This window comes from Streptomyces sp. KLMMK (assembly GCF_036961605.1).
In the GTDB taxonomy this organism is placed as follows: domain Bacteria; phylum Actinomycetota; class Actinomycetes; order Streptomycetales; family Streptomycetaceae; genus Streptomyces; species Streptomyces telluris.
In genome coordinates this window covers 1-12,000 of sequence record NZ_JBAMDC010000206.1, presented here as the reverse complement: position 1 = coordinate 12,000, position 12,000 = coordinate 1, and the positions used below count along the sequence as shown (strand labels likewise).

Sequence of the window (12,000 nt, the reverse complement as noted above, 5' to 3'; positions counted from 1 at the left end):
GACCGCGGCGCCCGCGCGTACCTGCGCGAGCACGCCGCGGCCGTGACGCTCGTGGAGTGCGGGGATGTGGCGGGTCCGGAGGACGTCGACACCCCGGAGGACCTGCGGCTGCTGGACTGAGGCCACCCGCCGAAAACCGCCGTCCGGCACCACCGCCCTGCCCTCGCCCCATTGAACTTCCACCATGAGGAAACTAGCCTCCGGAAAACAACCACTGCAGAGGGAGTGACCAACCCATGTCCGCACCAGCTCCGTCCTCCCCGGCCACCGTCACCGCCCGGCGCCTGGAGCGGCAGGAGGAGGTCCTCACGGAGCCCGCGCTCGCCTTCGTCGCCGAGCTGCACCGCCGCTTCACGCCCCGCCGCGACGAACTCCTCGCCCTCCGGGCGGAGCGCCGCGCCGAGATCGCCCGCACCGGCACGCTCGGCTTCCTCCCCGAAACCCGCGCCGTCCGTGAGGACCCCTCCTGGCGCGTCGCCCCCGCGCCGCCCGCCCTGGAGGACCGCCGGGTGGAGATCACCGGCCCGGCGGACCGCAGGATGACGGTCAACGCCCTCAACTCCGGCGCCCGCGTGTGGCTCGCGGACTTCGAGGACGCCTCCGCGCCCACGTGGGAGAACGTCGTCCTGGGCCAGCTCAGTCTGATCGACGCCTTCGAGCGGCGCATCGACTTCACCGACGCCCGGGGCAAGGCGTACGCGCTGCGGCCTGCCGGCGAGCTCGCGACCGTCGTCGTCCGCCCGCGCGGCTGGCACCTGGACGAGCGCCACGTCACCGTGGACGGCCGCCCCGTGCCCGGCGCCCTGGTCGACTTCGGCCTGTACTTCTTCCACAACGCCCACCGCCTGCTCGGCCTCGGCAAGGGCCCGTACTTCTACCTCCCGAAGACCGAGTCGCACCTGGAGGCCCGTCTCTGGAACGACGTCTTCGTCTTCGCCCAGGAGTACGCGGGCCTGCCGCGGGGGACCGTCCGCGCCACCGTGCTGATCGAGACGATCACCGCCGCGTACGAGATGGAGGAGATCCTCTACGAGCTCCGCGACCACGCCTCCGGCCTCAACGCCGGCCGCTGGGACTACCTCTTCTCCCTCATCAAGAACTTCCGCGACGGCGGCGCCCGGTTCGTGCTGCCCGACCGCAACGCCGTGACGATGACGGCCCCGTTCATGCGCGCCTACACCGATCTCCTGGTGCGCACGTGCCACCGGCGCGGCGCGCACGCCATCGGCGGGATGGCCGCGTTCATCCCCTCGCGCAAGGACCCGGCGGTCAACGAGGCCGCGTTCGAGAAGGTCCGGGCCGACAAGGACCGCGAGGCGCGGGACGGCTTCGACGGTTCGTGGGTCGCCCACCCCGACCTGGTTCCCGTCGCCCGCGCCTCCTTCGACGCGGTCCTCGGAGACCGTCCGCACCAGAAGGACCGGCTGCGCGAGGACGTCCGTGTGACGGCCGATCAGCTCATCGCCGTGGACTCGCTCGACGCCCGCCCGACCTCGGCGGGCCTGCGCAACGCCGTGGCCGTCGGCACGCGCTACATCGAGGCGTGGCTGCGCGGCCTGGGCGCCGTCGCCATCTTCAACCTGATGGAGGACGCGGCCACCGCCGAGATCTCGCGCTCGCAGATCTGGCAGTGGACCGCCGCCGGGGTCGTCCTCGACGACGGCGAGAAGGTCACGGCCGGTCTCGTCCGCGCGGTCGCCGCCGAGGAGCTCGCCGCGATCCGCGAGGCGGAGGGCGAGGAGACGTTCGCGGCCGGCAAGTGGCAGCAGGCCCACGACCTGCTGCTGAAGGTCGCCCTGGACGAGGACTACGCGGAGTTCCTCACGCTGCCCGCCTACGAGCTGCTGGACTGATGCCTCACACCACGGCGCCCAGCGCGACGAAGCCGCAGATCAGCACCGACAGGAGCACCAGCAGCGGCCAGACGAAGCGCAAGTACTTGTCGTAGCCGACCTTCGCCAGCGCCACCCCGCCCATGACGACGGCGGTCGTCGGCACCCACAGGTTCATCACGCCGCTCGCCGACTGCCAGGCCGTGACCACCACGGAGCGCGGGACGCCCGCGAAGTCGGCGAGCGGGGCGAGGACGGGCATGGCGAGGGTGGCGTGGCCGGAGGTCGAGGGGATGAGGAAGGCCAGCGGGAGGTTGATGACGTAGACGAGGATCGCGAAGACCACGGGGGGCGTGCCGGAGACGGTGCTCTCGACGGCGTGCAGCACCGTGTCGATGATCTTCGCGTTCGTCATCACCACGGTGACGCCGCGGGCGAGGACGATGACCAGGGCGGGGGCGATGAAGTCGGCCGCGCCCTGCACGACCGTGGCGCTCAGCCGCTGCTCGCCCAGCCGGGCCAGCAGCCCGACCAGCAGGGCGGCGACGATGAACAGCGCCGCCAGCTGGGCGAAGGACCAGCCCAGCTCCCACGGGTAGGGGGTGGCGTCGGCCACGCCGGTCAGGGCGCTCGCCCAGGGGATCACCGAGAAGATCATGAAGGCGAAGACCAGGACCACCGCCACGAGGACGAGCTTGTGCAGCCCGGTCAGCTCCGGCGGCTCCGCGGCGGCCTCCGCCGCCAGTTCCCGGTCCCCCGGCAGGAAGCCCGTCAGGGAGCGGTCCGGGACGGTGCGCACCCGGTGCGCGTACCGCAGGACGTAGCCGATGGTGACGGCCGTCAGGACGATCCACATGGCGAAGCGCAGGGCGATGCCGTCGCCCAGCGAGACGTCGGCGGCCGAGGAGGCCACGCCCGTGGAGAAGGGGTTGACGGTCGAGGCGAGCACGCCGATGCCCGCGCCGAGGATGATCGTGCCCGTGGCGACCATCCGGTCGTAGCCGAGCGCGAGCATGAGGGGCACGATCAGCCCGTAGAAGCCGAGGGTCTCCTCGGCGAAGCCCTCGACGGTGCCCAGCAGCGAGAAGACGGTCATCACGCCGGCGATCAGCAGGGCGCCGCGCGTGCGCAGCCGGTGGGCGAGGCGCTCGATGCCGCGGTCCAGGGCGCCGGTGGCGAAGACGACGGTGATGAACGCGCCGATCGCGAGGACGAAGAGGAAGACGCCCGCGCTGCCGTAGAGCGCGCCGATCGCGTCGGGGGCCACCTCGCCGGTGACGGAGTCGCGGATGCCGTAGAGGCCGTTGACGGGGGCGAGGAAGAGGTCGCCGAGCCGGTGCACGAAGCCGCCCGGCGCGGCCTCCTGGTGGTAGGTGCCCTGAACGGGGCGGCCCTCGTCGTTGTACTGGTAGGTGCCGGCGGGGATGACGAAGGTCAGGAACCAGACGGCGATCGTCACGGCCGCGAGGACGGTCAGCGCGCTGGGGAAGACGAAGCCCCGGCGCCCGCCCGGCGCTTCGGACCCGCCGGGTGCGTCAGGCCCGCCGGGTGCTTCGGGCCCGCCGGGTGCTGCGTCCTCGGCTTCCGCGTCCACGACGGAACCCCTCTCCGCGCTGAGGGTGGTCAATTTGACCTTATTGTCGCGAAACGCGGTGTCCGGCCCTAGTCGCCACGCACGGGTGACGGTGACGGCTCCGGCGACGGCCCCGGTGACGCCTCGTCACGTCGCCGCTTCCCCAGGTGGTTGAAGGCGAGGTTGAGCACCACCGCGGTCAGGCAGCCCGCGCTCACCCCCGAGTCCAGGAGCGTCCGCAGCGTCTCGGGGACGCCGGCGCCGTCGTAGAACGTCCGCGAGACCACGGGTATCGTGCCGATGCCCAGCGAGGCCGCCGCCACCAGCAGGTTGTCCCCCTTGTCGAGACCGGCGCCGATCAGGACCTGGATGCCGCTGGCCGCGACCGTGCCGAACAGCACGATCCCCGCCCCGCCCAGCACCGGTCGCGGCACGACCGCGATGAGCGAGGCGAAGACGGGGCTCAGACCGAGCAGGACGAACATCGCCCCGCACGCGGCGACCACGAAGCGGCTGCGCACCCGGGTGATCGCCACCAGGCCGATGTTCTGCGCGAACGCGCTGTTGGCGAAGCCGTTGAAGACCGGGCTGACGGCGGTGCCGAGCGTGTCCGCGCGCAGGCCGCGCGCGATGGTCCGCTCGTCCGCCGGGCGGCCCACCACCTGGCCGAGCGCCAGCATGTCGGCGGTGCTCTCCGTCATGCACACCAGCATGAGCACGCACATCGACACGATCGCCGGGAACGTGAACTGCGGGGCCCCGAAGTGGAACGGCGACGGGAAGCCGACGAGGCGGGCGTGCGCGGCGGGCCCGAAGTCGACCGCCCCCACGGGGACGGCGATCAGCGTGCCCGCCGCCAGCCCCAGCAGGATCGCGATCTGCCGCAGGAAACCCCGCAGTACGCGGCGCAGCACGAGGACGATCACGAGGGTGGCCGCGGCCAGCCCCAGCCCGGTCGCGGTGGCCGGCCGGCCGGGGTCGCCGCCGCCCTGGATCCAGCCGAAGGCCACCGGCAGGAGGGTCAGGCCGATGAGGGTGATGACGGTGCCGCTCACCAGCGGCGGGAAGAAGCGGACGAGCTTGCAGAACCAGGGCGCCAGGACGAAGCCCAGGGCCCCGGCCACCATCACGGCGCCGAAGATGACGGGCAGGGCGTCGCTCTTGTCGGCCTGGGCGTCGGCCACGGCGATCATGGGTGCGACGCCCGCGAACGAGACCCCGTTGACGAAGGGCATCCGCGCCCCGACCTTCCAGAATCCGATGGTCTGGAGCAGGGTCGCCACGCCCGCCGTGAAGAGGGCCGCGCCCACGAGGAAGGTCGTCCGGGCCGGGGAGAGCCCGAGGTACGCGCCGAGGACCAGGGGCGGGGCGACGACGCCGGCGTAGCTGGCGGCCACGTGCTGCAGCCCGCCGGCCAGCAGCCGCCCCGGCCGGAGCACCTCGTCGACCGGGTGAACGGCACCCTCGGTGCGGGTGCCCTCGGCTTCGTCCAGGGCCACGACGTGCCTCCTTCGCTCGCGCTTGCGGCGGGGTGGGGTGACCGGCCGGGCGCAGGGCCGGGCGGACACAGAGCCGGCCGGGCGCAGGCCCTTGCGTCCGTCGCCGCGGAAGAAGGGACGCGGGCCCGGCCGAGGGCCGTCCCCCTCGGCCGGGGGTTCAGGTGGCGGCGGCGATCCGGGCCAGGCGGCGGGACTGCTCGCGCGCGCCGCGGGCCACCTCGTCCTCGTCGACGGTCACGAGCCGGCCGTTCTCGACCACGGGCCGGCCGTTGACGAGGGACAGGGTGACGGGTGCGGGGGCGCCGAGGACGAGCGCGGCGACGGGGTCGGCGATGCTCGAGTGGCCGAGCCCGTCGAGCTTCCACAGCACCAGGTCGGCGAGCTTGCCGGGTTCCAGCGAGCCGATGCCGTCCGCCCGGCCGAGGACCTGCGCGCCGCCGTACGTGCCGAGCCGCAGCGCCTGACGGACATTCAGTGCCTTCTCCCCGCCGGCCAGCCGGTGGACGAGCAGGGCGTTGCGCAGCTCGGTGTGCAGCTCGCCGGACTCGTTGGAAGCCGTGCCGTCGACGCCGAGGCCGACGGGGACGCCGGCCCGCAGGAGGTCGGGCACGCGGGCGGTGCCCGCCGCGATCCGGGCGTTGGAGGAGGGGCAGTGGGCGACGCCGGTGCCGGTGCGGGCGAAGGCCTCGATGTCGGCGTCGTCCATGTGGATGCAGTGGGCCATCCACACGTCGTCGCCGAGCCAGCCCGTGGACTCGAAGTAGTCCGTCGGGCCCATGCCGAACTTCTCCTTGCAGTACTGCTCCTCCTCGACGGTCTCGGAGCCGTGCGTGTGCAGGCGCACGCCCTTGCGGCGGGCGAGCACGGCGGCCTCGCGCAGCAGCTCGGTGGTGACGGAGAAGGGCGAGCAGGGCGCGACGCCGATGCGCAGCATGGAGTCGAAGGCGGGGTCGTGGTGGGTGTCGACGGCCTCCTCGGTGGCGGCGAGCGCGGCTTCGGTGGTCTCGACGGCGAAGTCGGGCGGCAGCCCGCCGTCGGAGGCGCCGAGGTCCATGGAGCCGCGCGTGGGGTGGAAGCGGACGCCCGTCTCGCGGGCCGCGCGGATCTCGGCGCCGAGGAGGTCGCCGGCGCCCTTGGGGAAGACGTAGTGGTGGTCCATCGCGGTGGTGACGCCGCCGCGGGCCATCATCGCGAGGGAGCCGCGCGCGGCCGCGTACACCATGGGCTCGTCGATGCGGGCCCAGGTGGGGTAGAGGGCGACGAGCCAGTCGAAGAGGTTGCAGTCCTGGGCGAGGCCGCGGGTGAGCCACTGGTAGAAGTGGTGGTGGGTGTTGACCAGGCCGGGGGTGGCCAGGTGGCCGGTGCCGTCGACGCGGCGGACGACGCCGGTGAGGCCCTCGGGCGCGGGCCCTGGGCCCACGGATTCGATGCGGTTGCCGGCGACGACGACGTGGCCCGAGGCGTGCTCGGTGTCGTCGGCGTCGACGGTGGCGATCGCGCAGTTCTCGATGACGATGCGCTCGGTGAGGTGGTGCGCGGTGCCGTCGGCTGTTCCTGCGGGGGGTGCGGCCACGGTGAGTCCTCGCTGTCGCTTCACGGAAGGTTCGTCAGGTCCGGCGGCACGGCGGCCTGCGCGCCCTCGCGCAGGACGGTGGCCTCGATGAGGCCGTAGGGGCGGTCGGCCGCGTAGTAGACCTCGTTGTCGTTCTTGAGGCCGAACGGTGCGAGGTCGGCCAGGAAGTGGTGCTTGTTGGGGAGGGAGAGCCGGATCTCGTCGATGCCGGGGCCGTGTTCGACGGCGCGTGAGCCCATGGCGTAGAGGGTCTGCTGCAGGGACAGGGAGTAGGTCTCGGCGAAGGCGGCCAGCAGGTGGCCGCGGGTCCGCTCCCAATTGCCGTCCCAGTCGGGCGGGGCGGCCCCCTCACTGCCGTCGCCCTCGCCCTCGCCCTCGGCGCCGCCGCCGTCCCAGGCGTACCGCCAGCAGGCGTTGACCTCGGTGGCGAGGATCCGGTCGCGGGTCTCGGGAAGGGTGGTGTAGCGGTCCTTGACGTAGCCGTGGAACTCGGAGTCGGTGGTATTCATGACCGTGAGGCCCTTGAGGCCGGAGAGGACCTGCCACCGCCCGCCCGCGCCGTCGAAGGTGACCTGCGCGGTACGGGTCTCCCGGCCGCTGCGGACGAAGGAGTGCCCGGCCGGGCCGGGCGTGGGGATACGGTCCCAGGCGTACTCCTCGACGCGGACCCGGGCGGTGCGGATCGACTCCTGGCCGGTGACGAAGTGGCGTGCCAGCCGCGCGGCGAAGTCCTCGGGCGAGGCCACCCCGTACTCCTTGGCGAAGGCGAACACGGTGTTCTTGGTGGTGTCCGTCGGCAGGACGCGGGCGTTGGAGCCGGAGAGGTGGACGTCGTCCATGGCACCGGAGAGGGCTATGGAGACGTTGAGGTCCCTGATGTGGTGGACGGGCCCGTCGCGGGTGACCCGCACGACGCGGGTTTCGGCTTTGCCGTACTGGTTCTGGCCGAGAACGGTGGGCATGTGTGCTAGCTCCCTCGGTACACGGAATAGCCGAACGGACTGAGCAGCAGCGGTACGTGGTGGTGCTCGCCCGGCGCGACGGCGAAGGCCACCGCCACCTCCGGGAAGAACGCTTCCCGCCCGGCGGTCCCCCGGGCGGCGTACGGTCCCACGTCGAACCGGAGCCGTACGTGGGTCGTGCCCCGCGGCGGCGCCGGGAGCCCCCGGCAGCGCCCGTCCGCGTCCGTCACCGAGGTGCCGCACGCCGTCCAGGGCCCCTCGGCTCCGCTCCGTGCGGACAGTTCGACGTCGACGCCCTCGGCGGGGCGGCCGGCGGCCGTGTCCAGGACGTGCGTGGACACGGACGCGGGCTCGGAGGCGGGCTCGGGCTCTGGCTCTGGCTCGGACGCGTCGGAGACGCCCGGTGCGGCGGCGCTCATGGGCGGGCTCCTTCCTGCTCGGGAGCGGACGGGCCGGCCGGGTCCTCCAGCAGCCGGGCCAGCCGGATGCGATTGATCCTGCCGAGTTCCTCCCGCACGATCTCGCGTTCGCGTTCCGGCGTGTTGCCGACGCGGTGGCGGATCGCGTCGAGCATGCGTGCGGCGCCGAGGCCGGTGGCGCAGATCAGGAAGACGTGCCCGAACTTCTCCTGGTAGGCCAGGTTGAGTGCGCGCATCTCGGCGCGGAGCCCGGGAGGGGCCTGCGCCATGCCGCGCTGCTCGCGGGCGGAGACGGGATCGCCCGGCGCCGGACGCCCGATCGCCGGGTGCGCCGCCATGGCCTCGGCCAGCCCGCCCGCGGTCAGTGCGGCCGTCGCCGCGTCACTTGCGGCGTAGAGCGCTTCGGCCGTGGGGTAGGGGCGCCGGCCGAGGACCGTGTCCACCCATGCGCCGGCGGCACAGATCTCGTGCAGCGCCGCGCGGGCCGCGCCGTCGCCGGACGCGTTGAACCGGGTGAGACCCGGCGTCGGACTCGAAGACACGGGCGCCTCCGTGGTGGGGACGGGCTGCGCATGGCTGTCGGGCTGCGCATAGCTAACGCCCCTCGGAACGCCGCGTCAACAGTTTGTTGAAGAACTCGGCTCCCGTGTCCGGCGCCCGGGCCGGGGATCCGAGGCGTCCAGGGCGGCGCAGAGCCAGTCGTGGGCGGCGCCGGGGGTCGGCTCCCGCGGGCCGGACGGCGGGGAGGTCAGTTCGGCGACGAGCTGCCAGTAGTGGTCGATGCGGGGCTCCGCGGCGAGCTGGACGCCGAGCCGGCGGCGGAAGGCGGCCGTGTCCCGGGTGCCGCGGGCGCGGGCGTGGGCGGAGACGAAGCAGTCGAGCGCCTCGCCCGGGTGCGGCGGCCGCTGCGCCCGCAGGTCCGGCGACGCCAGCGCGAACGCCTCGCGGAGGCCGTCGTAGAGCACGGCGGGGCGGTAGCCCTCGCCGCTCCGGTGGACCTCGGGCTGACCGCGGTCGTCGCCCGTGCAGGGGCCGGAGGTGAAGGCGTGCAGCCGGGCGAAGGCCAGGACCTGGGCCGGGGTCGGGTCGTCGGGCGGCTGCGGCACCGCTTCGTCGACGATCGCGGCGACCAGCCGGGCCGGGAGCCGCGGGGGCAGCCAGCGCCGCCAGAAGCCCGCCATCGCGGCCGTGCTGGGCGGGGTGGACATGCTCCCCACCAGGCGCAGCCGCTCGGCGCGCTCCCCGGGCGGGCAGTCCTGCAGCAGCCGGAGGGCGGCCTCCCGCCAGCGCAGGACCGTCAGCTGCGAGCCGAGTTCCCGCAGCTTGCCCGCCACGACGTCCTCCAGCGCGTCGTCCCGTTCGAGGACGCGGCCGACGTCCGGGACCGGCACGTCGAGCGTGCGCAGGGAGCGGATCAGGCGGAGCCGGTCGAGCGCCTCGGGGCCGTACCGGCGGTGGCCGCCGCCGCTGCGGGCGGCTTCGGGCAGCAGGCCGCGGTCGGAGTAGAAGCGGACGGTCTTGACGGTGGCGCCCGCGCGCTCGGCGAGCTCTCCGATGCTCCACGTGACGTCGGGGGACACGGCTCGACCCTCCCTCGGGCCTCGGGGAGCTCCTACCGTACCGGCGGGTACGGACGGCGCTCGCGGCCGGGGCCGTGGTTCGGGCCCACGGTCGGAGCCCGCGGTTCGGGCTCGCCGGTCCCCCGCCGGTCGGGCCCGCCGGCCGGCAGCTCTACCGGGAGCCTCCGGAACCGCCCTCGCGGTTCAGGTAGTTGTAGACCGTGAAGCGGCTGACGCCGAGCGCCGCGGCGACGGTCTCCACGCCGTGCCGCAGGGAGAAGGCGCCGCGCTCCTCCAGCGTGCGCACCACCGACTGCTTGGTCCTGCGGTCGAGTTCGGCCAGGGGCATGCCGTGACGGCGCTCCAGGTCGGCCAGGATGTGGTCGAGCGAGGCGGACAGGCGCGGCAGCCTCACGGCGACGACCTCGCGCCCCTCCCAGGACAGCATCACGTCGTCCGCCGCGGCCTGTTCGGGATCGACCATCTCGCCGCCCATGGCGTCGACCAGCGGCGCGACCGCGGCGCGGAGGGGGTGCGCGGCCGCCTCCTCCGTCACGGCGCCCCCTTCTCGTCGCCGTCCTGACCCTCGACCACGCTGACCTGCAGCGACACCCGCGTGGCGCCGGCTCGCAGCGACGTGCTCAGCACCTGCTGCACGGCGGCGAGCACGGCTTCGCCGCCGCCCTCCGCGGAGTTCCCGAAGGGGCCGACGTCCACGGCGTCGAGGCCGGCGCCCTGCAGGGCGTCCCGGGCGGCCTCGGCGTGGGGCGGCACCCGGTCGAGATCGAACGGTTCGGTCGTGAACTCCACTCGCAATCGCACGGTGGCCAACCTACCCGCCTTGACAGAGGCGGGGAACGGCAGCAGGATTCCGTATAACAGAAGTTAACTTCCACATTACGGAAGGATGGTGGGACGGGATGCCTCTCCCCCGACACCGCTTCTCCGTCAGCCTCTCGATGCTCTTCACCGAACTGCCCCTCCTGGAACGGCCCGCGGCGGCCGCGGAGGCGGGCTTCCGCGCCGTCGAGATGTGGTGGCCCTGGCCCGCGACGCCCACGCCGGAGGCCCGCGAACTGGACGCGCTGCGCGGGGCGCTGCGGGACGCCGGTACGCAACTGGTCTGCCTGAACTTCTACGCCGGGCGGCTGCCCGGGCCCGACCGGGGGGCGCTCTCGCTGCCGGGGGCGGAATCCGGCCGCTTCCGCGCCAACGTCGGCGTCGCGGCGGACTTCGCGGCCTCGCTGGGGTGCACGGCGCTCAACGCCCTGTACGGCAACCGCGTCGCGGGCGCGGATGCCGGGGCCCAGGACGCGCTCGCCCTGGACAACCTCGTCCTGGCTGCGCGGGCCGCAGACCGGGTCGGCGCAACGCTCCTGATCGAGGCGCTCAACCCCGTGGAGTCCCCCGCATACCCGGTCACCGGCTCGGCGCGCGCCGTGGAGCTCGCGGCAAGGGTCAACGAGATCTCGGGGCTCGGCAACGCCCGGTTCCTGATGGACCTCTACCACGTGGCGATGGCGGGCGAGGACCCGTCCGCGGTCGTCACTGCGTACGCGCCCTCCCACACGGGCCACGTCCAACTCGCGGACGCCCCGGGCCGGGGCGAACCGGGCACGGGGACGCTGGACGTCCCCGTGCTGCTGAAACGGCTCGAACAGGCCGGGTACGACGGCTGGCTGGGCCTGGAATACCGCCCGTCCGGCCCGAGCGGGGGCGCCTTCGGCTGGCTGGACGGGGCGCGGTGACGGTTCCCGGGCGGCCCGGGCGCTGCGGGTGCCCGTCCCCCTGACGGCAGTCCCCCTCCTCTCTCCCGAAAGGAAACGCCATGCCCTCTCCCTCCTCCTCTCTCCCCCGCGTCGCGTGGATCGGTCTCGGGATCATGGGGCTGCCCATGGCTTCGAACCTGCTCAAGGCCGGGTACGAGGTCACCGGCCACACGCTCGAACCGGCCGGGCTCGAACGCCTCGCGGCCGTGGGCGGGACGCCCGCCGGCTCCGTCGCAGCGGCCGTCCGCGGCGCCGGCGTCGTCGTCACCATGCTTCCCGACTCACCGGAGGTGGAGGCCGTGGCGTACGGCGAGGGCGGCGTCCTCGCGCACGCCGCGCGCGGCACGTTGTTCGTCGACATGTCCTCCGTCACCCCCCGGACGTCCGTCGGACTCGCGGAGGCCGCCGCCGGCAAGGGCATCCGTGTCCTGGACGCGCCCGTGTCCGGCGGCGAGGCCGGTGCCGTCGAGGGCGTGCTGTCGATCATGGCGGGCGGGGAGCGGGCCGACTTCGAGCGGGCCCTGCCGCTCTTCCGCGCCCTCGGCACGACGGTCGTCCTGTGCGGCCCGCACGGGGCCGGCCAGACCGTGAAGGCCGCCAACCAGCTGATCGTGGCCGCGAACATCCAGGCGTGCGCCGAGGCCGTGGTCTTCCTGGAGAAGTCCGGCGTGGACCTGGAGGCCGCGCTGGACGTCCTCGGCGGCGGGCTGGCCGGCTCCGCCGTGCTCAGCCGCAAGCGGCACAACTTCCTCTCCCGGCACCATCCGCCGGGCTTCCGGATCGACCTGCACCACAAGGACATGGGCATCGTCAC

At 73.7% G+C, this 12,000-nt stretch carries 12 protein-coding genes and 1 pseudogene; 4 read left to right on the top strand and 9 right to left on the bottom strand.

Annotated features, from left to right (window positions below; translation table 11 throughout):
* Both V7793_RS24490 and aceB read left to right on the top strand, forming a co-directional pair.
* Nucleotides 1–120 (top strand): annotated as a pseudogene (locus tag V7793_RS24490) (nucleotidyltransferase family protein); the annotation flags it as partial.
* Nucleotides 121–236: 116 nt separating this feature from the next.
* Nucleotides 237–1,853, top strand: coding sequence for a malate synthase A (aceB, locus tag V7793_RS24485; RefSeq protein ID WP_336009972.1), 1,617 nt, complete (start codon nt 237–239; stop codon nt 1,851–1,853).
* A gap of 4 nt (nt 1,854–1,857) precedes the next feature.
* Here aceB and V7793_RS24480 read toward each other — a convergent pair whose 3' ends face one another.
* The 9 genes from V7793_RS24480 to V7793_RS24440 all read right to left on the bottom strand — a co-directional run bounded on the left by V7793_RS24480 (nt 1,858) and on the right by V7793_RS24440 (nt 10,239).
* Nucleotides 1,858–3,309 (bottom strand): YfcC family protein, encoded by a 1,452-nt coding sequence (locus V7793_RS24480; RefSeq protein WP_336009976.1) that lies wholly within the window; start codon nt 3,307–3,309, stop codon nt 1,858–1,860.
* A 185-nt stretch (nt 3,310–3,494) separates the two neighbouring features.
* A complete protein-coding gene (locus V7793_RS24475; protein WP_336009970.1) occupies nt 3,495–4,904 on the bottom strand; it encodes a nucleobase:cation symporter-2 family protein in 1,410 nt (469 codons plus the stop codon).
* Nucleotides 4,905–5,061: 157 nt separating this feature from the next.
* On the bottom strand, nt 5,062–6,477 hold the full coding sequence (locus V7793_RS24470) for an 8-oxoguanine deaminase (RefSeq protein WP_336009968.1): 1,416 nt from the start codon (nt 6,475–6,477) through the stop codon (nt 5,062–5,064).
* Nucleotides 6,478–6,497: 20 nt separating this feature from the next.
* Nucleotides 6,498–7,439 (bottom strand): factor-independent urate hydroxylase, encoded by a 942-nt coding sequence (gene pucL / locus V7793_RS24465; protein WP_336009967.1) that lies wholly within the window; start codon nt 7,437–7,439, stop codon nt 6,498–6,500.
* Between the two features lie 5 nt (nt 7,440–7,444).
* Entirely contained in the window at nt 7,445–7,858 is a 414-nt protein-coding gene (uraH, locus tag V7793_RS24460) for a hydroxyisourate hydrolase (protein WP_336009965.1), read from the bottom strand.
* Nucleotides 7,855–8,400, bottom strand: a complete 546-nt coding sequence (gene uraD / locus V7793_RS24455) for a 2-oxo-4-hydroxy-4-carboxy-5-ureidoimidazoline decarboxylase (protein WP_336009963.1) — start codon at nt 8,398–8,400, stop codon at nt 7,855–7,857. Before uraD ends, uraH begins: the two co-directional genes overlap by 4 nt.
* 75 nt (nt 8,401–8,475) lie before the next feature.
* Nucleotides 8,476–9,438, bottom strand: a complete 963-nt coding sequence (locus tag V7793_RS24450; RefSeq protein ID WP_336009961.1) for a helix-turn-helix domain-containing protein — start codon at nt 9,436–9,438, stop codon at nt 8,476–8,478.
* A gap of 151 nt (nt 9,439–9,589) precedes the next feature.
* Complete coding sequence (locus tag V7793_RS24445; protein ID WP_336009974.1) at nt 9,590–9,913, bottom strand: helix-turn-helix domain-containing protein; 324 nt, start codon at nt 9,911–9,913, stop codon at nt 9,590–9,592.
* 56 nt (nt 9,914–9,969) lie between these two features.
* On the bottom strand, nt 9,970–10,239 hold the full coding sequence (locus V7793_RS24440) for a hypothetical protein (protein ID WP_336009960.1): 270 nt from the start codon (nt 10,237–10,239) through the stop codon (nt 9,970–9,972).
* Nucleotides 10,240–10,337: 98 nt separating this feature from the next.
* Between V7793_RS24440 and V7793_RS24435 the strand changes: the two genes are divergently transcribed.
* Together V7793_RS24435 and V7793_RS24430 are read left to right on the top strand one after the other, a co-directional pair.
* Nucleotides 10,338–11,165 (top strand): TIM barrel protein, encoded by an 828-nt coding sequence (locus V7793_RS24435; protein ID WP_336009959.1) that lies wholly within the window; start codon nt 10,338–10,340, stop codon nt 11,163–11,165.
* Nucleotides 11,166–11,245: 80 nt separating this feature from the next.
* Nucleotides 11,246–12,000, top strand: a 755-nt coding sequence (locus tag V7793_RS24430) for a 2-hydroxy-3-oxopropionate reductase (RefSeq protein WP_336009958.1), incomplete at its 3' end; no start/stop codon positions are given.

Excerpts from the sequence above, each read along its gene's own strand:
- pucL (WP_336009967.1), bottom strand. The coding sequence starts at position 7,439 with ATGCCCACCGTTCTCGGCCAGAACCAGTACGGCAAAGCCGAAACCCGC.
- V7793_RS24435 (WP_336009959.1), top strand. The coding sequence starts at position 10,338 with ATGCCTCTCCCCCGACACCGCTTCTCCGTCAGCCTCTCGATGCTCTTC.
- uraH (WP_336009965.1), bottom strand. The coding sequence starts at position 7,858 with ATGAGCGCCGCCGCACCGGGCGTCTCCGACGCGTCCGAGCCAGAGCCA.
- V7793_RS24445 (WP_336009974.1), bottom strand. The coding sequence starts at position 9,913 with ATGGGCGGCGAGATGGTCGATCCCGAACAGGCCGCGGCGGACGACGTG.
- aceB (WP_336009972.1), top strand. The coding sequence starts at position 237 with ATGTCCGCACCAGCTCCGTCCTCCCCGGCCACCGTCACCGCCCGGCGC.